We start from the raw sequence: 26482 nt of genomic DNA, 5'->3' as shown, positions 1-26482 counted from the left end.
CAGGCCTCACATGGGCGGGTTGCCGTGCTTGCGCTGCGGCTGCTCGGCGTGTTTGGCGCGCAGGAGGCCGAGCGAGCGGGTCAGCACCGACCGGGTCTCGCGCGGGTCGATGACGTCGTCGACGAGGCCGCGCTCGGCCGCGTAGTAGGGGTGCATGAGGGTGGTCTTGTACTCGTCGACCCGCTTGGCGCGCTGCGCGGCCGGGTCGTCGGCGGCGGCGATCTCCCGCCGGAAGATCACGTTGGCGGCGCCCTCCGCGCCCATCACCGCGATCTCGTTGGTCGGCCACGCGAAGGACAGGTCGGCCCCGATCGACCGCGAGTCCATCACGATGTACGCGCCGCCGTACGCCTTGCGGACGACGAGCTGGACGCGCGGCACGGTGGCGGCGCAGTAGGCGTACAGGAGCTTGGCGCCGTGCCGGATGATGCCGTTGTGCTCCTGGTCGGCGCCCGGCAGGAAGCCGGGCACGTCGACCAGCGACACCAGCGGGATGTTGAAGGCGTCGCACATCTGGATGAAGCGCGCGCCCTTCTCCGAGGCGCCGATGTCCAGCACGCCCGCCAGGTGCTTGGGCTGGTTGGCGACGATGCCGACGACGTGGCCGTCCAGGCGGCACAGGCCGGTGATGAGGTTGGGGGCCCAGTCGGCGTGGAACTCGAAGAACTCGCCGTCGTCGACGATCTCCTCGATGACCGAGGCCATGTCGTACGACTGCGCGGGGTCGGCCGGGACCATGTCGATCAGGGCGTCGGTGGGGCGGTCCGGCGGGTCGGCCGGGACCACCGACGGGGGCAGTTCGCGGTTGTTGGCCGGGAGCAGGGACAGCAGGTAACGCACGTCCTCCAGGCAGGTGACCTCGTCGGGGTGGACGAACCCGGCGACGCCGGACCGGCTCCCGTGCACGCCCGCGCCGCCCAGGTCGTTCTGGCTGATCTCCTCACCGGTGACGGCCTTGACGACGTCCGGGCCGGTGATGAACATCTGGGCGGTGCCCTCGACCATGAAGACGAAGTCGGTCAGCGCGGGCGAGTAGGCGGCGCCGCCCGCGCACGGGCCGAGCATGACGCTGATCTGCGGGATCACGCCCGACATCCGGACGTTGCGGGTGAAGATGCCGCCGTAGCCCGCGAGGGCGGTGACACCCTCCTGGATGCGGGCGCCGGCGCCGTCGTTGAGGCTGATCAGCGGCACCCCGGCGGCCTCGGCCAGGTCCATCGCCTTGTGGATCTTGCTGGCGTGGGCCTCGCCGAGCGCGCCGCCGAAGATGCGGAAGTCATGGGCGTAGACCATGACGTCGCGGCCGTAGATCTTGCCCCAGCCGGCCACCACGCCGTCGGTGTGGGGTCGTTTGCGCTCCAGGCCGAAGCCGGTGGCGCGGTGCCTTCTGAACACCTCGATCTCCACGAACGATCCGTGGTCGAGAAGCACGTCCAGGCGTTCGCGGACGGTGAGCTTGCCCTTGGCGTGCTGGCGCAGCGTCGCGTCGTCGTCCGGGCCCTGCAGCACGCTCTCCCTGATGAGCGCGAGCTCGGCGATCCGGTCCCGCATCGTCTCGACCGGCAGCCGGGCCGATGCGGCGACCTTTCCGATCTCCTCCTGAATGTGCACGCGATACCTCCGGGTCAGGTGGTTAAGGGGCTGCCGAACTCCAAGCTGGGCGGGAGATCCGCACGGCGGGTGATGTTCAGCTTCTTGTAGGTCTGGGTCAGGTGCTGTTCGACCGTGCTCACCGTGATGTAGAGCTTCCCGGCGATCTCACGGTTGGTGTATCCGGCCGCAGCCAGCACGGCCACCCGGCGCTCGGCGTCGGACAGGCCCGTGGCCGGGGCCGGGGCCGCCTCGGCGGTCTTCTTGTCGTCGCCGTCACGGAAGAGCGTGCGGCTGAGCGGTTCGGCCTGACATTCCCTGGCGACGCTCAGGGCCCGGCCGGTGATCATCCCGGCGCGGCGGTACTCCCCGAGCGACTGGTAGGCCTCGACCAGGTCCAGCAGGGCCCGGGCGAGTTCGTAGCGGTCGCCGCCCACCTGGAGCAGCTCCGCCGACTGGCGCAGCAGCATCGGCCGGTGGCGGACCTCGCCGGTGGCGGCGAGGACGCGCATGGCCATGCCCTGCACCCGCTTGGCGGCCGGGCCGCAGCGGCGCAGCTGCGACTCGACGAGCTGACGGGCCTGGTCCTGCCGCCCGACGCGCAGGCACGCCTCCGCGGCGTCGATCCGCCACGGGATGAAGCCGGGCACGTCGAGCTCCCACTTGCGGACCAGCTCGCCGCACGCCTGGAAGTCGCGCAGCGCGGCGGCCGGGTGACCGGTGGCCAGGCTGTAGCGGCCCCGGGCGTACAGGTAGAGCAGGCCGTAACGGGTCTCGAACATGGCGTCGGGGACGGGCCGGTCGAGGAACTCGCCGACGGTGTCGTAGCGGCCCATGGCGGTGGCCGCCAGGACGAGTCCGGCGATCGGGCCGCCGACGGCGACGCCCCAGCTGGTCGGGGGGATGGTGGCCAGCGCCTGGCGGGCGCTCTGCTCGGCCGCGGGCAGGTCGCCCTGGCGTACCGCGATCTCGGCCTTGATGGCGTCGAGCCGGGCCTGCCGGCTCGGCGCGTGCCGGGAGGCGGCCTCGACGCTGAACAGGTCGCACCAGGGCGCGGCCCGGTCGTGGGCGCCCGCGTAGGTCAGCGCGAGCAGGGCGCTCTCGACGGTGTCGAGGGACATCTCCTCCAGGCGCGAGCCGCGCAGGAGGCGTTCGATGCCGTCGGCGAGGCCCTCGCGCGGGCCCCGGGTCAGCACCTCGGCCAGGGCCGAGGTCGCCTCCAGCCGGCGGCTGGCGGCCACCGACATCGCGGCGCGCCGGACCGGCTCGCCGAACAGGCCGTGCCTGCGCTCTCCCTCCTCGGTCTCCCTGGACGTCCCGGCGCGGCCGGCCCGCAGCTCCGCCAGGAACGCCGGATGGGTGACCCGCAGCCACGGATGGGCCACGGCGAGCTCGCCCGCCGCCTCCGCGTCGGCCGGGTCGGCGTCCAGGGCGAGGTGCTCCAGGACCTCCCGGGCGTCGGCGGTGCGGCCGTGCCACAGCAGCGCGCGGGCCAGGACGGCCGCGTCGCCGCCCCGCAGCTGCCCGCGCTGGAGGGCGCCGGCCAGCTCGGCCAGGTGGGCGGCCGGGGCTCCCGGGTTGATCCGCCACTCGGCCCGGACCAGCATCGTCAGGATGCGCATCCGGTGCTGCTCGTCGGTGCACTCGCGGGCGGCGAGCTGGAGATAGGCGACGCCGGTCTTGACGCGCCCTTCGCGCAGGGCGGCCCTGGCGGCGTCCTCCAGCACCGGCGCCACCCACACGGCGCCGACGCGACCGGCCTGCAGCAGGTGGTCGGCGACGGTCGCCGCCGCCGCGCCGCCCTCGTGCGCGAGGCGCGCGGCGGCACGGTGCAGGTCGGCCCGCTCGGGGGTCTCGATGTCGGCCAGCACGGCGGCCCGTCCCACCTCGTGGCGGAACGCGCCCCCGGCCACGACGCCGCAGGCGGTCAGGGCCTGCAACGACTGGGTGACGCCGGTCTGGGTCAGCCCGAGCAGCGGGGCCAGCGAGTCGGACCCGCCGAGCACCGCCAGGCCGCGCGCGACCTGGAGGGTCATCGGCTCGCCCCGGTGCAGGCACGACAGCACGGCCTGCCCGTAGCGGTCGCCCACCACCAGCTCCGACGGGGTCTGGTCCGGCGCGGTCCGGGCGCCGGTCTCGTAGTCGTCCATCAGCGCGGCGGCCAGCAGCGGGTTGCCGCCGGACATCGCGAACCAGTCGGCCGCGAAGCGCTCGGCCACTGTGCGGCCGAGCCGGTCGGCGACCAGCGCCGTGACGCCCCGGGCCGACAGCGGCGCCAAGTGGACGCGCCGGGCGTGCGGCTGGCGCATCAGCTCGGTCTGGAAGAAGGTCTCGGTGTAGCGGCCGTGGTCGGGGTGCCCGAACACGGCGGCGATCCGGGCGAAGCGCACCCGCCGGGCCAGGTAGGCCAGGCAGAGCAGCGACATCCGGTCGGCGTGGTGGACGTCGTCGACCACGATCAGCAGCGGATGGCGTTCGGACAGTTCCAGGAGGATCGTGCACAGCGCGTGCACGACCTGGACGTCGACCGGCTCCATGAGGGCGCCGGCCGGGTCGTCGTGCTCGTCCTGGCCGGCCGCGAGGGCCGCGCTCTCGGCCATCAGGCCCATCGCGCGCTCACGGTCCTCGGCCATCAGCGGGGCGTCCTGGATCAGCTGGCCCAGCACCCCTAGGGGCAGGTTCTGCTCCGCCCGGGACGCCGAGGCCATCACCGCCAAGGCGCCGAGTTCGGTCGCCTTCTCGGCGAAGGCGTACAGGAGTTCGCTCTTGCCGGTCGCGACGGTGCCGGTCAGGAGCGCTACCCGCCCCTTGCCCGACCGCGCGTCCGCTATCAGTCCTTCGAGGGCGGCGAACGCCTCCGCTCTCTCCACAAGGCCCATGGCCCCCCCTCTGTCAGGGATTCCCATTACTCTGGCGATATGGAGGCTATGGGCCGCCGGTTTTCTGGGATTATCATTCGGCTATCCGGAGCGGCCGAGCCACCCCTATCGTCGCGAGACGGGCTAAGTGCGGAAACTCCTCTGGGGTCGTTCAGGGGTGATCGGGGAGGCCGTCCGTTATCGCTGGTCGCGGGCGTTTCCCCTGACAGGGTCGGCATTGCGGGCGTCTTGACAGACGGTCTGGAGTAATTGGACACGCCATTGTTTCGATAGCGTGTGCACGAGAAGTCTCGACACGAGGGAGCTATCGTGCACGCGTCTCCGCTACCAGGTACGGAATCGGTCCCCGAGGCAGGTTCTGCTCCCGCGCTGGAATTGGAGGGACTCAGCAAGAGGTTCGGCCCGAAAGTCGCGGTCGACCATGTGACCCTTTCCGTCCCCCCCGGGTCGTTCTACGGCCTGGTGGGTCCCAACGGCGCCGGCAAGACCACGTCACTGTCCATGGCGGTGGGCCTGCTGCGGCCCGACGCCGGCCACGCCCGTATCTTCGGGGTGGACGTCTGGGCCGACCCCATCGACGCACGCGCCCGCGTGGGCGTGCTGCCCGACGGGCTGGCATTACCCGAGCGGCTCACCGGACGTGAGCTGCTCACCTACCTGGGCCGCCTGCGCGGCCTGGACAAGGGCACCGCGAGCGAGCGGGCCGCAGAACTGCTGGAGATCCTCGAACTCGACCAGGCCGAGCGCACTCTGGTGATCGACTATTCGACCGGTATGCGCAAGAAGATCGGCCTGGCCACGGCCATGCTGCACGGCCCGCGCCTGCTCGTGCTCGACGAGCCTTTCGAGGCCGTCGACCCCGTGTCCGCCCTGACGATCCGGGCCATGCTCAAGAGCTTCGTCGCCGGCGGCGGCTCCGTGGTGCTCTCGAGCCACGTCATGGCCCTGGTGGAGCAGCTGTGCGACCACGTGGCGGTCATCGACAAGGGCCGGGTCGCCGCCGCCGGATCCATTGACGAGGTCCGGGCGGGCGGCACCCTCGAAGACCGTTTCGTCGAACTCGTCGGCGCACACGTCGACGCTATGAAGGGCCCGTCATGGTTGGCGTCCTGATCGGCATGAAATTACGGGTGCTCCGGCACTCGATAGGTGGTTCCCGCGCAGCGGGCATGGTGATGGGCGGTCTGGCCGGTCTCGTCCTGGCCGTCGGCACGATCGTCGTGGCCGGGACCGAGATCGCCTCCCCCCAGATCAGCGCCGACCTGCTGGCGGCGCTCTTCGCGGTCTGGCTGTTCGGGTGGATGCTCGGCCCCGTCTACACCGGCGGCGGCGACGAGAGCGTCCGGCCCGAACACTTCTCGCTGCTGCCGATCAACCCGCGCAAGCTGGCCTTCGGCCTGCTCGGCACGGCGTTCGTCGGCGTCGCCCCCATCATCAGCCTGATCGCCTTCTGCGCCCTGGCCGTCTACGCGACCGGTCACGGCGTGGCGGGCTTCACGGTCGCCCTGGTGGCGATCCCGCTCCAGCTCGTCTTGGTCGTGGCGCTGTCGCGGCTGATGATCGGCGTGCTCGGCGTGGCGGTGCGCTCGCGCGTCGGCGCGATCCTGGCCGCGCTGGTCAACGCCTCGATGAACGTCATCCTCAACCAGTCGTGGGTGCTCGTCTGGGCGGCCGTCCAGCTCGACCTGCTGAACTACGGCTTCCCCCCGGCCTTCTCCACCGCCGTCCACTGGCTGCCGTCGGGCTGGGGCATGGCCGCCGTCGAGGCGGCCGGGCGGGGCGACTGGCTCGTGGTCGCCGCCGCCCTGCTCGGCATCTGCGCCGTCATCGGCGCGGCCCTGCTGGTCTGGTCGGTCCTGCTGGTCCGGCGCACCACGACCAAGCCCCTCCACTGGGTGCCCCAGGGCAGCGGCGCCGAGGGCGGCCTGCTCGACCGGGTGGGCTCCCGGGGCGCGACCGGCGCGGTGGCGGCCAAGGAACTGCGCACCTGGTCGCGTGACCTGATGCGCACCCACCTGCTGTGGTTCGCCATCTTCTTCGGCCTGCTCTACACGCTCGTCCCGCTGCTCATCGACTGGTACGGCATGCTGCCGTGGGCCGGTGTCCTGGTGGTCGTGATGGCCGCCGCGACGTCGGCGAACCTGTTCGGCCTCGACGGCACCTCGCTGTGGCTGAACCTGGTCACCCCCGGCACCGAGAGGGCCGAGGTGCGCGGCCGCCAGGCCGCCTGGCTGCTGCGGGTCGCCCCGATCGCCATCGTCTTCACCGTCGCCGGCACCGTCGTCGGCGGCGAGGGCTGGACGTGGCCGTGGGCCCTGTCGATCCTGGCGGCGGTCCTGGGCGGCGGCGCCGGCCTGATCGCCCTGGTGTCGGTCTACATGCTGGTCCCGGTGACCGAGCCGAACAAGCGCAGCGGCAACCCGCTGGAGGCCGGCAACATCTTCGGCCAGGTCATCATGATGCTGCTCCTGGTCGTCCTGACCGCGATCCCGGCGGCCGGCGTGGCCTACCTGGGCGACCGGTTCGACCTGCCGGTCGTGTCGTGGCTGGCGGTCGCCGTCGGCGTCGGCACCGGCGTCTGGCTGGCCGTCTGGTTCGGCCGCCTGGCCCACCACCGCCTCGCGGCGAAGGGCCCCGAGCTGCTGAGCCTCATGCGCTCCGGCGGGACCGTGACACCGGGCTCGTCCGACGACGCGACCCTGTCGGTGGGCCGCCCGAAGGCCAAGCTCCCTCCGGGGAAGCAGGCCCTCGTGGTGTTCCTGTGGGTGTTCTGCTGGATCCCGCTGTTCCCGCAGGGCCTGGTGCCTCTGTGGCTCATCTTCAACGACAGCGAGACGAAGCTGTGGTTCCTGGCCCTGCATCTGCAGGACCCTTGGCGGATTCCGGTGGCGGTCGCGTTCACCGTGCTGGGAATCGCGATGATGTGGTGGGGAACCGCCATCCAGAACCGCCACGACAAGGCGGAACGCGAGAAGCAGAACGCGCCGGAGGACAACGGCCACGACCGGGACCTGGAGAGCGTGCACTGATCCTGGTGAGGGCGACCCGAAAGGGCCGCCCTCTCTTTTTTGTACGTGTTCTCCGCATGCCGAACGGCGGGTCCGGTCTCTCCGGACCCGCCGTTCGCCTGAATCAGCCGACTTTGACGGGGAACTCCAGCAGGCCGCGGATCACGCCTGACTTGCGGCGTTTCACCTCGCCGGCCCGCCGCAGGCCCGGCAGTCGTTCCGCCAGGGCCCGGAACGCCACGTCGCCCTCCAGCCGGGCCAGGGGCGCGCCCGCGCAGTAGTGGGCGCCGCCCGAGAAGGCCAGGTGGTCGGCGGGGTTCACGCGGGTGATGTCGAAGGTGTTCGGGTCGGTGTAGACGGCCGGGTCGCGGTTGGCGGCGGCGTTGATGATGGCGACCACGTCGTCGACGGCCAGCGGGACTCCGGCGACCTCCACCTCCTCATGGGCCACCCGGACCTGGATCTGCACGGGGGTGTCGAAGCGCAGGGACTCCTCCACGGTCGCGGCCGACAGCCCGGGGTCGTTCTTGAGGAGGTCCCACTGGCCGGGGGTGTCGAGGAGGGCCAGGATGCCGCTGCCGATCATGTTCACGGTCGTCTCGCTGCCGCCCAGGGAGAGCATCGTGCAGATCGTCACGGCCTCGGCGGTGGTGAGCTTGTCGCCGTCGAGGGCCTTCTGGATGCGGCTGATGACGTCGCCCGCCGGGCGGGCGGAGCGCTCCTCGATGAGTTCGCCGACCAGCTCGTTCATGCCCTCGATCGACTCGGACAGGTCGCGGGCGGCGGCCAGGGTGAGGTTGCCGTCGAGGGTGTGGGTGAGGCCCTTGCAGAAGCGCTGGAACTGGGCGCGGTTCTCGTCGGTGATGCCGAACAGGCTCGCGATCACGTTGACGGGGACCTGGCGGGCGAAGGTCTCCATGAGGTCGAACTCGCCGCTGGTGTCGATCTGGTCGATCAGGTCGTGGCAGAGCTTCTCGACCTCGGCGCGGTACTGCTCGACCACGCGCGGCAGGAACGCCGGGGCGGCGATGCGGCGCAGGCGGTTGTGGTCGGGGGCGTCCATGCCGACGAAGGAGTTGTCGAACTGCGGCACCGACGGGGCCACCCGGCGGCCGTCCTTGAAGCGGACGCCGAAGCGGCGGTCGCGGGACAGCTCGTGGGCCAGGCCGTGGTCGGCGGTCACCCAGGTGCCCAGACGGCTCCTGGACATCGGGCCGTAGGCCCGGATCTTCTCGTAGACGGGGTAGGGGTCGTCGAGGCCGCGCAGGACCAGGGCGTACGGGTCGCCGAGGGCGCCGACGGACCACAGGGCGGCCTTGCTCTTCTTCAGGTGGGAGCTGAGCTCACTGTCCGACAAGACTGTCATCGCGCACCTTCCTCTGCGAGGTCAGGAACCGGTTGATCACGTCGATCACGTCGGCCGCGTGTGGCGTCAGGAAGAAATGGCCACCGGGGTAGACGCGCAGGTCGAAGGGGCCGTCGGTGTGGCCGCGCCAGGCGCGGGCCTCGTCGACGGTCGTCTTGGGGTCGTTGTCGCCGGTCAGCGCGACGAGCGGGACGGTCAGGCGGCGGCCGGGGTCGTACTCGTAGGTCTCGATGGCGCGGTAGTCGTTGCGGGTGGCCGGCAGGACCATGCGCAGCACCTCCTCGTCGCCGAGGAGGGCGGCGTTGGTGCCGGCGAGCCGCTTCAGCTCCGCGACCAGGCCGTCGTCGCTGCGCTTGTGGACGTTCTCGGTCCGCTTCGTCGAGGGCGCGCGCCGGCCGGAGACGAACACACCTGCGGGGGCGGTGCCGGCGGCCTCCAGGCGCAGCGCCACCTCGTAGGCCAGGGCGGCGCCCATGGAGTGGCCGAACAGGGCCGTCGGACGGTCCATCCACCGCGACAGCACCTCGGCGACCTGGTCGGCGAGGGTCATCAGGTCGGGGATGAGGGGCTCGTGGCGGCGGTCCTGGCGGCCCGGGTACTGCACGGCCAGCACGTCGACCTTGGGCGACATGATCGAGGAGACGGGCATGTAGAAGCTCGCCGAGCCGCCCGCGTGCGGGAGGCAGACGAGCCGGGCCGGGGCCTGGGGCGCGGGATGGAACCGCCGGATCCACAGGTCGTCGTTCATCGGGACTGCTCCTTCGCGGTAGGGATGGCAGCGGCCAGCCAGTTCTGCACGGCCGCGGCGACGGCGCCCGCGTGGGCGCCCATCATGGTGAAGTGGTCGCCGGGGGCGTCGACGGCCGTGTGGTCGTGGGGCCAGGTCGCCTGCCAGCCGTCCACGGGGGTGCCGAGCGGTTCCGACGCGCGGACCAGCAGCACCGGGGCGGCGAGCGGTTCGGGCCGCCACTCCATGAACAGGCGGGCGTAGGCGGTGCTGGCGGTCAGCCGGTGGTCGTCGAGGGGGACGGTCGTCTCGGCCAGCACTCCCCCGGCGAGTTCGGCCTGCCAGCCGGTCAGCACCTCGCTGAACGGCGGGTAGACGTCGACCAGGACGAGCCCGGCCGGGCCGACCCCCGCCTCCTCCATGTGCCGGGCCAGCGCGTGCGCCATGATCGCGCCGGCCGAGTGGCCGACGAGCACGAAGGGGGTCGCGCCGACCGCGTCCAGGATGGTTCTGGCCTGGGCGCGCAGCGCGACCTCGCCGGTGGCCGGGAGGTCCTCCCCGGCCGCGAAGCCGGGCAGGGCGACGGCGTCGACCTGCCGGATCCCCCGCAGGCCCGCCGCGAAGCGGGCGAACTCGTGGGGGCCGCCCGCGGCGGTCATGCCGCTGCAGCCGATGATCACCGGGGTGTCCGGGCCGGAGGAGAGCCGTACGAGATCGGGGCTGACCTCCGCCGGGTCGGTGAAGACGGGACGGAACTCCGCGGCGTCGGAGACCAGCGTCATGAAGTCGTCGAGGCGGTCGGTCTCGGCGGCGCGCCGGTAGAGCTGGCCGAGGATGCCGCCGTCGCTCCGCGGCGCGGGCGCGGTGAGCTGCGCGCCGAGGTGCCTGGCCAGCAGCGCGGGCGTCGGGTGGTCGAACGTGAGGCTGGCCGGCAGGTCCAGGCCGGTGGCGACGGCGAGACGCCGGCGCAGTTCGAGGGAGGCCAGCGAGTCGAAGCCGAGCTCCAGGAACCGGCGGCCGGGCTCGATCTCGGCCGGGTCGTCGTGGCCGAGCACCGCCGCCGACAGCGTCACCACCGCTTGGAGGATGTCGCCCTCCGGCCGGTCGGCGAGGATCGGGGTCCGCTCCGCCGCCGGCACGGGCGGCGCGGCCGGGAGCCGCACGCCGGGCCAGAAGCGGCGGCGCTGGAAGGCGTAGGTGGGCAGGTCGACGGGGTGGCCCGGGTCGGCCCAGCGCACGGGCACGCCGTGGACGTGGAGTTCGGCCAGCGCGGTCAGGAAGGTGCGCCGTTCGGGCCGTCCCCGGCGGATGGCGGGGACGTGGGTGGTCGCGCCCGCGTCGGCGGCCATCGCGGTCAGCACCGCGTCGGGGCCGATCTCCAGGTACGCCGTCACCTCCCGGGCGGCCAGCTCCCGCAGGGTGGCCAGGAAACGCACCGGTTCGACGATGTGCGCGGTCCAGAAGCCGGGCGAGGTCACGTCGCCGTGGGCGACGAACGGGATGCGCGGCGGGTGGAAGGTCACGCTCCGGGCGACCCGCCCGAAGTCGGCCAGCATCGGCTCCATCAGGGGCGAGTGGAAGGCGTGCGAGACCTTGAGGATCTTGGTCTTGCGGCCCGCCTCCGCCCAGAACCCGGCGATCGACAGGACCGAGGTCTCCTCCCCCGACACGACCACGGAGGTCGGGCCGTTGACGGCGGCGATGGCGGTGCGGCCGGTGAGGGTGCCGCGCGCCTCCTCCTCCGAGGCCTCGACGGCGGCCATCGCGCCGGCCTTCGGGAGCGCCTGCATGAGCGCGCCCCGCGCGCCGACGAGCGTGCAGGCGTCGTCGAGGGTGAGCACGCCCGCCGCGTGGGCGGCGGCGAACTCGCCGATCGAGTGGCCGGCGACCACGTCGGGGGTGACGCCGAACGAGGCGGCCAGCCGGAACAGGGCGACCTCGACGGCGAAGATCGCGGCCTGGGTGAAGGCGGTCTCGTCGAGCCCGCCGCCCGACCAGACGGCGTCGGCGAGGCCGGGGAAGCGGGCGCAGACCTCGTCGAACGCCTCCCGGTAGACGGGGTAGGCGTCGTAGAGCTCCCGGCCCATCCCGGGCCGCTGCGACCCCTGGCCGGTGAACAGGAACGCGACCTTCGGCTCCTCGGCCGCGACGCCCTGGACGGCGCCGCTCGGGCTGTCGCCCCGGGCGAGCGCGTCGAGCAGGGCCGCGCGGTCGTCGCCGAGCAGCACGGCGCGGTGCTCGAACGCGGTCCTGGCGGTGGCGAGGGCGTGCCCGACGCCGGGACGGCCGACGTGGGGCTTGAGCCGGAGGGCCTGGGCGCGCAGCGCCTGATGGGTCCGGCCGGAGATCACCCACGGGACGTCCTCGTGGGCGACCGCCTCGACCGGCGGCGGCTCCTCCAGGATGACGTGGGCGTTGGTGCCGCTGAAGCCGAACGACGACACCCCGGCGCGGCGCGGCCGGTCGCCGCGCGGCCAGGCGGCGGGACGGGTCAGCAGCTCGACGCCCGACCAGTCGACGTGCGGGGAGGGCTCGTCGACGTGCAGGGTGCGGGGCAGTTCCTCGTGGGCCAGGGCCAGCACCATCTTGATCACCCCGGCGACGCCGGCGGCGGCCTGGGTGTGGCCGATGTTCGACTTCACCGAGCCGAGCAGGAGCGGCTCGTCGCGGTCGCGGCCGTAGGCGGCGACCAGCGCGTGGGCCTCGATGGGGTCGCCGAGGGAGGTCCCGGTGCCGTGGGCCTCGACGGCCGACACGTCGGCGGGGCCGAGCCCGGCGTCGGCGAGGGCCCGGCGGATCACCCGGCGCTGCGAGGGGCCGTTGGGCGCGGTGATGCCGTTGGAGGCGCCGTCCTGGTTGATGGCCGAGCCCTTCACCACCGCCAGCACGCGGTGGCCGTTCGCCACGGCGTCGGAGAGGCGTTCGAGGAGCAGCACGCCGGCGCCCTCGGACCAGCCGGTGCCGTCGGCCCCGGCCGCGAAGGCCTTGCACCGGCCGTCGGAGGCGAGCCCGCGCTGGCGGCTGAACTCGACGAACGCCGACGGGGTGCCCATCACGGTCACCCCGCCCGCCAGGGCGAGGGTGCAGTCGCCGCGCCGCAGCGACTGGGCGGCCAGGTGGAGCGCCACCAGCGACGAGGAGCAGGCCGTGTCGATCGTGACTGCGGGCCCTTCCAGTCCGAGCGTGTACGACACCCGTCCCGACAGCACGCTCGCCGCGTTGCCGGTGCCGAGGTAGCCCTCCACGCCCTCGGGCGGGGCGCTGAGCACCAGCCCAGTGTAATCCTGGCCGTTGGTGCCGGCGAAGACCCCGGTGGCCGAGCCCTTGAGCGACCGGGGGTCGATGCCGGCGCGTTCGACGGCCTCCCACGACGTCTCCAGGAGGAGCCGCTGCTGGGGGTCCATCGCGAGGGCCTCGCGCGGGGAGACGCCGAAGAACGCGGCGTCGAAGTCGGCCACGCCGTCCAGGAAGCCGCCGTCGCGGACGTAGGAGGTGCCGGGGTTGTCCGGGTCGGGGTCGTAGAGGGACTCCAGGTCCCAGCCCCGGTCGTCCGGGAGCGGGGTGAGGGCGTCGCCGCCGTTGGCCAGCAGCCGCCAGAACTCCTCCGGCGTCGTGACGCCGCCGGGGAAGCGGCAGGCCATGCCGACGATCGCGACGGGCTCCCGGTCGGCGGCCTCCAGGTCGGTGATGCGCCGCTTGGCGGCGTGCAGGTCGCTCATGGCCCGCTTCAGGTAGTCGCGGAGTTTCTCTTCGTTCGTCATCGGAGCTCCTTGTCGAACAGCTCGAAGAGCTCGTCGTCGGTGGCGGTGTCGAGGCGCTCCGACAGGTCGGCCGGGCCGGGGTCGCGCAGCCTGGCCAGCAGCGCCTCCAGGCGGGCGGTGATCCCGGCGCGGTCGTCCTCGGCGAGGGCGGCCAGCCGGTGCTCCATGCCGTCGAGTTCCGCCCGCCTGCTCTCCTCGGCGCTCGGCAGCACCTCGGCCAGCAGGTGGGCGGCCAGGTCGGCGCTGGTCGGGTAGTCGAAGACCAGCGTCGCCGGGAGGGTCAGTCCGGTGGCGGTGCCGAGCAGGTTGCGCAGCTCGACGGCCGTCAGCGAGTCAAAGCCGAGTTCCTTGAACGCCTGGCCGGGCCTGACCTGGTCGCCCGACTCCATGCCCAGCACGGCGGCGGCGCGCGAGCGGACCAGGGACAGCACCAGCGCCGGGCGGTCGGCCTCCGGCAGGGCCGCGAGCCGATCGGCCAGCGGCGGTTCCGCGCCCGGTCCGGCGGCGACCGGCCCGGCGAACGCGGCGATCATCGGCCGGGGCCGCGCGGCGGCGTACGCGGGGGCGAAGCGCGGCCAGTCGACGTCGGCCACCACGCCGGTGGCCTTGCCGGACGCCAGCAGGCGGCCGAGCGCGGCGACGGCCCGGTCGGGCCGCATGGCGGGCAGGCCGCGGGCCTTGAGCCGGTCGGCGATCTCCGCCCCGGCCATGCCGCCCTCGGCCCAGGCGCCCCAGGCGACCGAGGTCGCCGGGAGGCCCCGCGCGTGGCGGAGCTCGGCCAGGGCGTCGAGGTAGGCGTTGGCGGCGGCGTAGTTGCCCTGGCCCGCCGCGCCCAGCACTCCGGCGACGCTGGAGAACAGCACGAACGCGTCCAGGCCGGAGGTGAGCTCGTGCAGGTTCCAGGCGGCGACGGCCTTGGCGCTGGCGACCCGGGCGAACCGCTCGGGGGTGAGCGACTCGATCACCCCGTCGTCGAGGGTCCCGGCGGCGTGGAAGACCGACCTGATCTCGTGCGCGTCGAGCAGTGCGGCCAGCTGGGCGCGGTCGGCCGCGTCGCAGGCGGCGATCGTGACGGTGACCCCGGCCGCCTCCAGTTCGGCCTTCAGGTCGGCGGCGCCGGGGGCGTCCGGGCCTCGGCGGCTGGTCAGGAGGAGGTGATCGGCGCCCCGCCCGACGAGCCAGCGGGCGACGTGGGCGCCGACCGAGCCGGTGCCGCCCGTGACCAGGGCGGTGCCCGAGGTGGTCCACTCGGCGGCGGGCAGCGCTCCGCTCCGGGTTAGGCGGCGGGCCCGCACGCCTCCGTCGATCGCGAGGTCGTCCTCGCCGGAGGCCAGCGCGGCGCGCAGCAGCGCCGCGTCGGGCGTGTCCGGGATCTCGACCAGGCCGCCCCAGCGGTGGGGCTGCTCCAGCGCGGCGACCCGGCCGAGCCCGCGCACCATCGCCTGGTCGGGGTCGCCCTGGCGGGTGAGCGACCAGAGCGGCGCGGCCAGCCCGGCCGTCGCCAGGGTCGCGGTGGCGGTCAGACCGGCCGGGACGCCCGGCGCGACCGGCCGGGTGTCCAGGGCCAGCAGCGAGAGCACGCCGGTGGCGTGGGCGTGGTCGGGCAGCCCGGTCCAGTCGGGGTCCAGGGCGTCGACCGCGAACGGGATGACCTCGTCGCCCTGGTCGCGCAGCGCCTCGGCGAGGCCGGCGTCGGCCGTGCCGGGGGTGATGAGCAGCCAGGTCGCCGGGCCGGGGCGGGCCGGGGCGAGGTCCTGCCAGGTGACGTCGTAGTGCAGGGGCGACTCGGCGGCGCGCAGCGGGACCGGCCAGTAGGGCTGCCGCTGGAACGGGTAGGTCGGCAGGACCGCCTTGGGGCCGGTGAACACGCGGGACCAGTCGACCTCGACGCCCCGGGCGAACAGCTGCCCGAGGGCCATCAGCAGGGTCGCGGCCTCGGGGCGGTTCCGCCGCTGGGTGGCGACCGTCCCTTCGGCCATGGCGGCCAGCACGGCGTCCGGGCCGATCTCGACGAAGGTCGCCCCCGGGAACCGCTGGACGGTGTCGTGGAAGCGGACCGTGTCGCGCACGTGGGCGACCCAGTCCCGGCCTCCCTCGAAGGGGATCGCGGGTTCGTGGAAGGTGAGGCCCTCGATCGCCTGGCGGAAGTCGTCGAGCATCGGGTCCATCAGGCGGGAGTGGAAGGCGTGGGAGACGGCCAGGCGCCTGGTCTTCCCGAACCGGGCGGCCTCGGCCAGGACGGCCTCCTCCTCCCCGGAGATGACGACCGAGGCGGGGCCGTTGATCGCGGCGATGTCGACGTTCCCCGAGATCTCGCCGGGCGTCGCCTGGACGGCGACCATCGCGCCGCCCCTCGGCAGGGCCGACATCAGGGACGCGCGGGCGGCGACCAGCGTGCAGGCGTCGTCGAGGGAGAGGACCCCGGCGACGTGGGCGGCGGCGATCTCGCCGATCGAGTGGCCGGCGACCGCGTCCGGGGTGAGGCCCCACGACTCCACGAGCCGGTGGAGGGCCACCTCGAAGGCGAAGATGGCGGGCTGGGCCCAGCCGGTGTCGTCGGGGTCGTCCGTGGTGAGGTCGAAGCGCGACCAGATCTCGTCGTACGCGGCGGCGAAGACGGGATAGGCCGCGCGCAGCTCGTCGCCCATGCCGGGACGCTGCGAGCCCTGGCCGGTGAAGAGGAACACCAGCGGGCCGGTGGGGGCGGCCTCGCCGGTGACGACCCCGGCCTGGTCGCCGAGGGACAGGCGGGCGTCCACGTGCTCGTCGGCGAGCACGACGGCGCGGTGCTCGAACACGGTGCGGGCGGTGAGCGCGGATGCCACCTCCGCCCGGTCGGCGCGCCCGCGCAGCCCGGCGGCCAGCGCCTTCAGGGCTTCGGGGGTGCGGGCGGACAGCGGCCAGACCGTCGCGGGAGGCTCGCCGGGCGTTTCGGTGGTGACGGGCGGGGCCTGCTCCAGGATGGTGTGGGCGTTGGTGCCGCTGAGGCCGAACGACGACACGGCGGCCCGGCGCGGGCGGCCCGTCGACGGCCACGCGCGGGGCTCGGTGAGGAGTTCGACGGCCCCGGCCGTCCAGTCGACGTGAGGTGAGGGCTCGTCGACGTGCAGGGTCTTGGGCATCTCGCCGTTCCGCAGGGCGAGCACCATCTTGATGAGTCCGGCGACGCCGGCGGCGGCCTGGGTGTGGCCGATGTTCGACTTCACCGAGCCGAGCCGGACGGGCTCCTCCCGGTCCTGGCCGTAGGTGGCGATGAGCGCCTGGGCCTCGATCGGGTCGCCCAGCGAGGTGCCGGTGCCGTGGGCCTCCACGACGTCGACGTCGCGGACGGTCAGCCCGGCGTTGGCGAGCGCCTGCCGGATGACCCGCTGCTGGGCGGGGCCGTTGGGCGCGGTGAGGCCGTTGGACGCGCCGTCCTGGTTGACGGCCGAGCCGCGGACCACCGCGAGGACCGGGTGCCCGGCGGCCAGCGCGTCGGAGAGGCGCTCGACCACGATCATCCCGGCGCCCTCGGCGAACCCGGCGCCGTCGGCGGCGGCGGCGAACGCCTTGCAGCGCCCGTCTGCGGCGACCCCGCGCTGGCGGGTGAACTCGACGAACAGGTTCGGCGTCGACATGATCGTCGCGCCGCCCGCGAGCGCCAGCGTGCACTCGCCGCTCCGCAGCGCCTGGACGGCCATGTGCAGGGCCACCAGCGACGACGAGCAGGCCGTGTCGATCGTCACCGCCGGGCCCTCCAGCCCCAGCGTGTAGGCGATGCGCCCGGACAGGACGCTCGCGGTGGTGCCGGTGCCGAGGTAGCCGCCGAGGTCCTCGGTGGCGTTCAGCAGCAGCGGCAGGTAGTCCTGCCCGTTGGTGCCCGCGAAGACGCCGACCGGCGCGCCCTTGAGCGAGGCCGGGTCGATGCCCGCCCGTTCGACCGCCTCCCAGGCGACCTCCAGCAGGACCCGCTGCTGCGGGTCCATCGCCAGGGCCTCGCGCGGGGAGATGCCGAAGAACGCCGGGTCGAACCCGGAGGCGTCGTCGAGGAAGCCGCCTTCGAGCGACTCGCTGGCGATGCTCTCCAGCTCCCAGCCCCGGTCGTCCGGGAAGGGGGCGATGCCGTCGCGTCCGTCGGCGAGCAGCCGCCAGAGGTCGTCGGGGGAGGTCACGCCGCCGGGGAAGCGGCAGCCCATCCCGATGATCGCGATCGGCTCGTCGGAGGCCGCGACGGCGACCGTCTTCGTCTCGGCCTCGGTGCCGAGCAGTTCGTCCCTGACGTACGCGGCCAGCGCCTTCGGCGTCGGGTGGTCGAACACCAGCGTGGCGGGCAGCCGGAGCCCGGTGACCAGGGCCAGCCGGTTGCGCAGTTCGACGGCCGTGAGCGACTCGAAGCCGAGCTCCTTGAAGGCCCGGCCCGCGTCGATCGCGTCGGCGGAGGCGTGCCCGAGGACCTCGGCGACCTGGCCGCGCACGACGTCGAGCAGCGCCCTGTCGCGGTCGGCCCCGGACATCCCGGCGAGCCGGTCGGCGAGGGTCACGGTCTCGGGCCGCTGCCGGTCCTTGAGTTCGGGGAGGTCGGAGAGGAGGGGTCGCGGCGGCGCGCCGCTCCAGTCGATGTCGGCGACCGCGACGAAGGTCTCGTCGAGGGCGAGCGCCTGGTCGAGCAGGCGCAGCGCCTTGGCCGGGTCGAGGGGGGTCAGGCCGCGCCGCCTCATCTGCTCCTCGACGACGTCGGCCCCGGCCATGCCGTCTCCGGCCCAGTGGCCCCAGCCCATCGACAGGGCGGGCAGGCCTCGCGACCGGCGGTGGTGGGCCAGCGCGTCGAGGTAGGCGTTGCCGGGAGCGTAGTTCCCCTGACCGGCCACGCCGTAGGAGCCGGCGAAGGAGGAGAACAGCACGAAGAAGGCCAGGTCACCGGTGAGTTCGTGCAGGTTGCGGGCCGCGTCGACCTTCACCCGCAGGACCCGGTCGAGCTGTCCGGGGGTGAGCGCGTCGATCACCGCGTCGTCGAGGATCGCGGCGGTGTGGACGACGCCCGCCACCGGATGCCCGGCCAGAAGGGCGGCGAGCTGGTCGCGGTCGGAGACGTCGCAGGCCACGACGGTGGCGTTCAGTTCTTCGGCGAGTTCCGGGGCGCCGGGCGCGGCCAGGCCCGAGCGGCTGACCAGGAGCAGGTGGCGGGCGCCCTTGCCGTGGAGCCAGCGGGCGACCTGCGCGCCGAGCGCGCCGGTGCCGCCGGTGACCAGGATCGTGCCCTCCGGCATCCAGTCGCGGGGCACGCGGGCCGGACGGACGCCGTGGACCAGCCGGCGGGCGAACACGCCGGACGGGCGGATGGCGAGTTCGTCCTCGTCGGAGGCGAGGGCGGCGGTCAGGTGGGCGGGGTCGTAGCCGTCGGCGAGGTCGATCATCCCGCCCCAGCGGTCGGGGTGCTCCGCCGCGACGACCCGGCCGAGGCCCCAGAGCAGCGCGCCGTCGGGGTCGTCCAGGGTTCCGGCGGAGACCGCGCCGTCGGTGACGCACCACAGCGGGCCCCCGACGCCGGCGTCGCCGAGCGCCTGGACCAGGGTGAGCGTCGCGGCGAGGCCGTCGAGCAGGGAGACGACGCCGTCGGCCGGGGTGAGGAGCCCGGCGTACGCCGCGCGGTCGGGGTCGCCGAGTTCGAGGACCCGCGCGCCGCGCAGGGCGGCGGGGATGCCCCGGTCCGTGCCGCCCTCCGGGATCACGACCAGCCAGTCGCCCGTGACCGGGCGGGCCGGGAGGGTGAGCGGCTTCCAGACGACGGTGTGCCGCCACGCGTCGGTCTCGGTGCTCTCCGACTGGGCGCGCCGCCACGCCGACAGGGCGGGCAGCACCTCGGCGAGGGCCTCCGGGGAGACGTCGAGGTCGAGGTCGCCGGCGTCGACGGCCTGCCAGAACGCCGCGTCGGCGGGCTCCTCGGCGGGGCCGGTCACCGGTTCGGCGGCGGGCCAGAAGCGGCGGTGCTGGAAGGCGTACGTGGGCAGGGCGACCGCCGTGCCGGTGGTCCGCCAGTCGACGCCGACGCCGGTGACGTGCGCCTGGCCGAGCGACAGCAGGAAGCGGTCGAGGCCGCCCTCCTGGCGGCGCAGCGTGCCGAGCACGGCGGCCTCGCCGCCGGCCGCCCTGATCGTGTCCTCCATCCCGACCAGCAGGCCGGGGTGCGGGCTGACCTCGATGAACGCGCCGAAGCCCTGGCCGGACAGCGCGGTCACGACCTCTTCGAGGCGGACGGTGCGGCGCAGGTTCTCGTACCAGTAGTCGCCGTCCATCGTGGTGGTGTCGAGCCAGGAGGCGGTCACCGTGGAGAAGAACGGGACATCGCTGACACGTGGCGAAATTTCGGCCAATAACGTATGGAGTTCCTCGCGGATTTCTTCCACGTGGTGGGAGTGGCTGGCGTAGTCGACCGGGATGACTCGAGTGCGGGCTTGGATCCCCGCTCGCAGCTCCTCAATGGCGTCCACGTCACCCGAGACCACGACCGACGACGGGCCGTTGATCGCCGCGATCGACAGGCGGTCGCCGAGGTCGAGTTCGGCGGCGGGGAGTGCGACCGACATCATGCCGCCGCGTCCGGCCAGCGCCAGGATCGCCTTGCTGCGCAGGGCCACGACGGCGGCGGCGTCCTCAAGGCTGAGCGCGCCCGCGACGCACGCGGCGGCGATCTCGCCCTGCGAGTGGCCGACGACGGCGGCCGGTTCGACGCCGTAGGAGCGCCACAGTTCCGCGAGCGAGACCATGACGGCCCACAGCACCGGCTGCACCACGTCGACCCGCTCCAGCTCGCCGCGCCGGGCGACGTCGAGGAGGTCCCAGTCGATGTGGGGTTCCAGGGCTGCGGCGCACTCGGCCATCCGCGCCGCGAAGACCGGGGCGGTGTCCATCAGTTCGGCGGCCATGCCGGCCCACTGGGAGCCCTGGCCGGGGAAGACCATGACGGGGCGGTCGCCCAGCGACGTACCGCGCACGAGATTGGCCGCGGCGCGCCCGGCGGCCAGCGCCTCCAGGCCCGAGCGGAGCGCGGCGCGGTCGCCGACCACGACGGCGCGGTGGTCGAGCAGCGCGCGGGTGGTGACCAGCGCGTGGGCGACGTCGCCGATCGGCGCATCGGCGTCGAGCAGCCGGAGCGCCTGGCCCGCGACGGCGTCCGGCGACTTGCCGGAGAGGACCCAGGCGACCGGGCCCTCCTCGGCGACCGGCGCGGCGGGCGGTGCGGCCGGTTCGGGGGCCTGCTCCAGGATCGTGTGGACGTTGGTGCCGCTGAACCCGAACGAGGAGATCGCCCCCCGGCGGGGACGGCCGGTCTCGGGCCACGGCGTCGTCTCGCGGACCAGCTCGACGTCGCCGAGGCTCCAGTCGACGTGCGGTGTGGGCTCGTCGACGTGCAGGGTCTTGGGCAGCACGCCGTGCCGGAGCGACAGCACCATCTTGATGACGCCGGCGACGCCGGCGGCGGCCTGGGTGTGGCCGATGTTCGACTTCACCGAGCCGAGGCGGAGCGGTTCCTCGCGGTCCTGGCCGTAGGTGGCGAGGAGGGCCTGGGCCTCGATCGGGTCGCCGAGCGTGGTCCCGGTGCCGTGGGCCTCGACGGCGTCGACGTCGGCCGTGGTCAGGCGCGCGTTGGCGAGGGCCTGGCGGATGACCCGCTGCTGGGACGGCCCGTTGGGGGCGGTCAGGCCGTTGGACGCGCCGTCCTGGTTGACGGCCGAGCCGCGAATGACGGCGAGGACCGGGTGGCCGTTGGCCTGGGCGTCCGACAGGCGCTCGACGACGATCATGCCCGCGCCCTCGCCCCACGAGGTGCCGTCGGCGGCGGCGGCGAACGCCTTGACCCTGCCGTCGGCGGCCAGCCCGCGCTGGCGGGAGAACTCGACGAAGGTCCCCGGGGTCGACATGACGGTCACGCCGCCCGCGAGGGCCAGCGTGCACTCCCCCTGCCGGAGGGCCTGCACGGCCAGGTGCAGGGCGACCAGCGACGCCGAACAGGCCGTGTCGACCGTGACGGCGGGCCCTTCCAGGCCGAAGGTGTACGACAGCCGTCCCGACACCACGCTCGCCGCGTTGCCCGTGCCGACGTGCCCCTCGACGAGCTGGCGGGTGGCGAGCAGCAGGTTCGCGTAGTCCTGGCCGTTGGTGCCGACGAAGACGCCGGTACGCCCGCCCTTGAGCGAGAGCGGGTCGATGCCGGCCCGTTCGAACGCCTCCCACGAGGTCTCCAGCAGGAGCCGCTGCTGCGGGTCCATCGCCAGGGCCTCACGGGGCGAGATGCCGAAGAAGTCGGCGTCGAAGTCGCCCACGCCGTGCAGGAAGCCGCCTTCGCGGGTGTAGGAGGTGCCCGGGTTGTCGGGGTCGGGGTCGTAGAGGGCGTCCACGTCCCAGCCCCGGTCGGCGGGGAGGCCGGTGATCGCGTCACGGCCCTCGACCAGCAGTCGCCACAGGTCGTCGGGGCTGTCGACGCCGCCGGGGAACCGGCAGCCCATCCCGACGATCGCGATCGGCTCGTCGTCGGCGGCGATGACGACGGCCTCGACCGCCCGGTCCCCGGCTCCGGTGAGACGTCCTTCGAGGTGCTCGGCGAGGGCGGCGGGGGTGGGGTAGTCGTACACGAGCGTCGGCGGGAGCTTCAGCCCCGTCGCCACCGTGAGCCGGTTGCGCAGCTCGACGGCCATCAGCGAGGTGAACCCGAGCTCGGTGAACGCGCGGCCGGGGTCGACCGCGCCGGGGGCGTGCCCCGCGACCAGGCCGACGGTCTGCCGGACCAGCGCGAGCACGTCGCGCACCTCGGGCGCGCTCTCCTCCGGCACGACCTCGGCCAGCCCGGACAGCAGCGGGCTGGGCCGGACGGCGGTGAAGCCCCGGGCGAAGACGTCCCAGTCGACGTCGGCGACGGTGAGCAGCGCGTCGCCGTTGGCCAGCGCGCGGGCGAGCACGCCGACGGCGAGGTCCGGCGGCATGGGGGTCAGCCCCACCCGGCCGAGCCGCTCCCCCACCTCGTCGGCGGCCATGCCGCCACCCGCCCAGGGGCCCCAGGCGATGGCGGTGCCGGGCCGCCCGTTCTCGCGCCTGGCCTGGACGAGCGCGTCGAGGTAGGCGTTGGCGGCGGCGTAGTTCGCCTGACCCGCCGAGCCCACGGAGCCCGCCAGCGACGAGAAGACGACGAAGGCCCCGACGTCGCCGCTGAGCTCGTGGAGATTCCGCGCGGCGACGCACTTGGCCCCGGCGACGGCGGCGAGCCGCTCTGGGGTGAGCGCGTCGACCACGCCGTCGTCGAGGATCCCGGCGGCGTGGAAGACCGCGTCCACGGGCGTCTCGTCGAGCAGCGCGCGAAGCTGGTCGCGGTCGGTCACGTCACAGGCCACAACGCGGACGTTGGGCTCCTGCGTCAGCTCCTCGGCGCCGGGGGCGTCGGCCCCCCGCCGGGAGACCACGACGACCTGCGCGGCCCCGTTGCGCGCCAGCCACCGGACCACATGGGCCCCCACCGCGCCCGTCCCGCCGGTCACCAGGACGGTGCCCTGAGGCGTCCAGCCCCCGGAGCCGGTGGCGGGCTCGGCGCGGGACAGCCGCCGCGCGAAGACGCCGGAGTCGCGGATGACGACCTGGTCCTCGGCGCCGGACGCGAGGACGGCGGCGATCCGGGAGTCCTCCAGGTCCGGGACGTCGATCAGCCCGCCCCAGCGGTCGGGGTGCTCCAGCGCGACGGACCGGCCGAACCCCCAGACCATGGCCTGCTCGGGATCGGACTCCCCGGAGGTGAGACACCAGAGCGGAGCGGCCACCCCGGCGTCACCGAGAGCCTGGACGAGAGTGAGGGTGAGCACGAGGCCGGCGGGGACGTCGGAGGTCTCACCGGTGCTCGGGCGCTCCGCGCCCGAAATTTCGGTGTATCCGCCCCCGGGCAGGGCGGTAAGGGAAATGACTCCCGAGACGTCGCCGATCCCGCTGATACGGGAGGCCATCTCGGCGCGATCGGCCGTCGCCTCGATCGTGACGACCCGCGCGCCCGCACGGGTGAGGGCAGCCGCCAGCAGGGTGTGACCCTCAGAGTCGCCGATCGCCGAAGTGTGGCTCTCGGGGACGACCATCAGCCAGTCGCCGGTGAGGATCGGGGGTGCGGGGGGAACGGCGACCCACTGGATGCGGTGGCGCCAGCCGTCGAGGAGGGTGCGGTCGGCGCTGTCGCGGCGCCAGGCGGCCAGGGCCGGGAGGACGGCGCTCAGGGGGTCGTCGGCCGAGACGTTCAGGAGGCCGGGGAGTTCGCCGCGCTCGACGGCGGCCCAGAAGGCCGAGTCGGTCGTGTCGGGCCGGCCGGTGCCCTCGGGCTCCTCCAGCCAGTAGTGCTCGTGCTCGAAGGCGTAGGTCGGGAGGGTCGTGTGGCCGCCGCCGGGGAAGGCGGTCTTCCAGTCGACCGTCGCGCCGTGGGACCAGAGCGCGCCGAGGCCCCGGAAGAAGGCGGTGACCTCGGGCTGGTCGCGGCGCTGGGTGGCGAAGCCGTCCAAGGTCTCCGGGAGCATGGCCGACAGGACCGCGTCGGGGCCGATCTCCAGGACCCTGGCCGCGTCGAGCGAGCCGGCCGCGTCGGCGAACCGGACGGTGGCGCGGACGTGCCGGACCCAGTATTCGGGGTCGGTGACGTCGGCGCCGAGTTCGACCGCGGAGACGAAGGGGATCTTCGGGGGTTCGAAGCTGAGACGGCGGACCACGTCGCGGAACTGGTCGAGCATCGGGTCCATGAGGCGCGAGTGGAAGGCGTGCGAGACGGTCAGGCGCTTGGTCTTCTCGAAGCGGGCGGCCTCGGCCAGCACCGCCTCCTCGTCGCCGGAGATGACGACGGAGGTCGGGCCGTTGATGGCGGCTATGTCGACATTTGCGGAAATGTCGCCTGATGCGGCCTGGACGGCGACCATCGCGCCGCCCCTCGGGAGCGCCGACATCAGCGCACCCCGGGCGGTGACCAGCGCGCACGCGTCGTCGAGCGACAGGACCCCGGCCACGTGGGCGGCGGCGATCTCGCCGATCGAGTGGCCGCCCACGACATCGGGGCGCACCCCGAACGACTCGACCAGCCGGAACAGGGCGACCTCGAAGGCGAACAGGGCGGCCTGGGTGTGCCGGGTCTCGTCGAGCCCCTCCCCTGAGGCGATCACCTCGTCCAGACCGGGGAAGCGGGCGCACACGTCGGCGAAGGCCGCCCCGAACCCGGGGAACCGGGCGGCCAGCGCCGCGCCCATCCCGGCCCGCTGCGACCCCTGCCCGGTGAACAGGAACGCCGTCCTGCCCCGCCGCGCCTTGACGCCCTCGATCGCGGCCAGCCCGGCGGGCAGGCCCGCCCGATCGGCGACGACGACACCACGCCATTCGAAGGCGGTCCGCCCGGCGAGCGACCACCCGGCGTCGTGCACGGAGTCGAAGGATGCGGCCCGCAGCCGGGCCGCCTGCGAGAGAAGCCCGGACGAGGTCCGGCTCGACACCACCCAGGGCACGACCTCCCCGGAACCGGGAACGCCCCCGGCGCCATCAGCGACCCCGCCCTCCGCCGCAGCAAGTCCCTCGATGACGGCCTGGCCAGGAACCGCGCCGGGAACCCCCGGCGCGCCGTCGGCCTCAGGAAGTCCCTTGGTGACGGCATTGCCGGAAGTCCCCGCCACACCACCCGCCGCCGCAGGAAGTCCCTTTGTGACAGCCTGGCCGGAAACCACACCGGCATCCTTCGGTGCACCGTCCACGGCAGGGAGGCCGTTGATGACACCCTGTCCGCCGTCGGCCGCAGGGGGTTCTTCGATGACGGCGTGGGCGTTGGTGCCGCTGAAGCCGAACGATGACACGCCCGCTCGCCGGGGGCGGCCGTTCGAGGGCCAGGGGCGGGGTTCGGTGAGGAGTTCGACGGCGCCCGCCGACCAGTCGACCTGGGGGGTGGGCTCGTCGACGTGGAGGGTGCCGGGCATGAGGCCGTGGCGCATGGCCATGATCATTTTGATCACGCCGCCGACGCCGGCCGCCGCCTGCGAGTGGCCGATGTTGGACTTCAGGGAGCCCAGGCGCAGCGGCTCCTCGCGGTCGCGGCCGTAGGTGGCGATGACCGCCTGGGCCTCGATCGGGTCGCCGAGGACGGTGCCGGTGCCGTGGGCCTCGACGACGTCGACGTCCTGCGGGGTCAGGCGGGCGTTGGCCAGGGCGGCGCGGATGACCCGCTGCTGGGCGGGGCCGTTGGGGGCGGTCAGGCCGCTGGAGGCGCCGTCCTGGTTCACGGCCGATCCGGCGACCACCGCGTACACGGGATGGCCGTTCTTCCTGGCGTCGGAGAGGCGCTCGACGACCAGGACGCCGACGCCCTCCGACCAGCCGGTGCCGTCGGCGGAGGCGGCGAAGGACTTGCAGCGGCCGTCGGCCGCCAGGCCGCGCTGGCGGCTGAAGTCGAGGAACGCCGCCGGGGTCGACATCACCGTCACGCCGCCCGCCAGGGCCATCGTGCAGTCGCCCTGGCGCAGCGCCTGGACCGCCATGTGCAGCGCGACCAGGGACGACGAGCACGCGGTGTCGACCGTCACGGCCGGGCCCTCGAGCCCGAACGTGTAGGCCACCCGGCCCGACACGACGGAGCCGGAGTTGCCCGTGCCGAGGAAACCCTCGACGCCCTCGGGGAGGGCGCGCAGGCGGGAGGCGTAGTCGTGGTACATGACGCCGGCGAAGACGCCGGTCTTGGAGCCCTTCAGGGACGACGGGTCGACGCCCGCCCGCTCCAGGGCCTCCCACGACACCTCCAGCAGCAGCCGCTGCTGCGGGTCCATCGCGAGCGCCTCGCGCGGGGAGATGCCGAAGAAACCGGCGTCGAAGCGGGCGGCGTCGTGCAGGAAGCCGCCCTCCTTCACGTAGGAGGCTCCCTCGGCGTCGGGGTCGGCGTCGTACAGGCCGCCGAGGTCCCAGCCCCGGTCGGACGGGAACGCCGAGACGCCGTCACGGCCGGCGGCCACCAGCTCCCACAGGTCCTCGGGCGAGCGCACGCCGCCCGGGTAGCGGCAGCCCATGCCGACGATCGCGATGGGTTCGCGGTCGCGCTCCTCCACCTCGCGGAGCCGCTGATGCGCCTCTTCGAGGTCGGCGGTCACCCACCGCAGGTACTCCCGCAGCTTCTGTTCGTTCGCCACCAG

8 protein-coding genes are annotated in these 26482 nt (G+C 73.9%); 2 read left to right on the top strand and 6 right to left on the bottom strand.

Annotated features, from left to right (window positions below; all coding sequences use genetic code 11):
* Positions 1-6 precede the first annotated feature (6 nt).
* A complete protein-coding gene (locus AW270_RS00745; protein ID WP_061290103.1) occupies positions 7-1551 on the bottom strand; it encodes an acyl-CoA carboxylase subunit beta in 1545 nt (514 codons plus the stop codon).
* A 74-nt stretch (positions 1552-1625) separates the two neighbouring features.
* Complete coding sequence (locus tag AW270_RS00740) at positions 1626-4469, bottom strand: helix-turn-helix transcriptional regulator (RefSeq protein ID WP_061289120.1); 2844 nt, start codon at positions 4467-4469, stop codon at positions 1626-1628.
* A gap of 309 nt (positions 4470-4778) precedes the next feature.
* On the opposite strand from AW270_RS00740, the gene AW270_RS00735 reads away from it, so the two are divergent.
* Both AW270_RS00735 and AW270_RS00730 read left to right on the top strand, forming a co-directional pair.
* Positions 4779-5582 (top strand): ABC transporter ATP-binding protein, encoded by an 804-nt coding sequence (locus AW270_RS00735; RefSeq protein ID WP_061289117.1) that lies wholly within the window; start codon positions 4779-4781, stop codon positions 5580-5582.
* A complete protein-coding gene (locus AW270_RS00730) occupies positions 5567-7498 on the top strand; it encodes a hypothetical protein (protein ID WP_157521596.1) in 1932 nt (643 codons plus the stop codon). Before AW270_RS00735 ends, AW270_RS00730 begins: the two co-directional genes overlap by 16 nt.
* A gap of 103 nt (positions 7499-7601) precedes the next feature.
* Here AW270_RS00730 and AW270_RS00725 read toward each other — a convergent pair whose 3' ends face one another.
* The 4 genes from AW270_RS00725 to AW270_RS40405 are packed head-to-tail and all read right to left on the bottom strand — an operon-like array spanning position 7602 to position 26479.
* Positions 7602-8843 (bottom strand): cytochrome P450, encoded by a 1242-nt coding sequence (locus AW270_RS00725; protein ID WP_063819044.1) that lies wholly within the window; start codon positions 8841-8843, stop codon positions 7602-7604.
* Entirely contained in the window at positions 8821-9591 is a 771-nt protein-coding gene (locus AW270_RS00720; RefSeq protein WP_061289108.1) for a thioesterase II family protein, read from the bottom strand. Before AW270_RS00720 ends, AW270_RS00725 begins: the two co-directional genes overlap by 23 nt.
* Complete coding sequence (locus AW270_RS41690; RefSeq protein ID WP_061289106.1) at positions 9588-13331, bottom strand: type I polyketide synthase; 3744 nt, start codon at positions 13329-13331, stop codon at positions 9588-9590. Before AW270_RS41690 ends, AW270_RS00720 begins: the two co-directional genes overlap by 4 nt.
* Positions 13328-26479, bottom strand: coding sequence for a type I polyketide synthase (locus AW270_RS40405; protein WP_061289103.1), 13152 nt, complete (start codon positions 26477-26479; stop codon positions 13328-13330). The genes AW270_RS41690 and AW270_RS40405 overlap by 4 nt, the downstream gene beginning before the upstream one ends.
* Positions 26480-26482 lie beyond the last annotated feature (3 nt).

Origin of the sequence: Herbidospora cretacea, assembly GCF_001570605.1 — a bacterium.
Lineage (GTDB): Bacteria > Actinomycetota > Actinomycetes > Streptosporangiales > Streptosporangiaceae > Herbidospora > Herbidospora cretacea.
The sequence above is the reverse complement of the archived record's forward strand: the minus strand, read 5'-3'. Positions and strand labels throughout refer to the sequence as shown.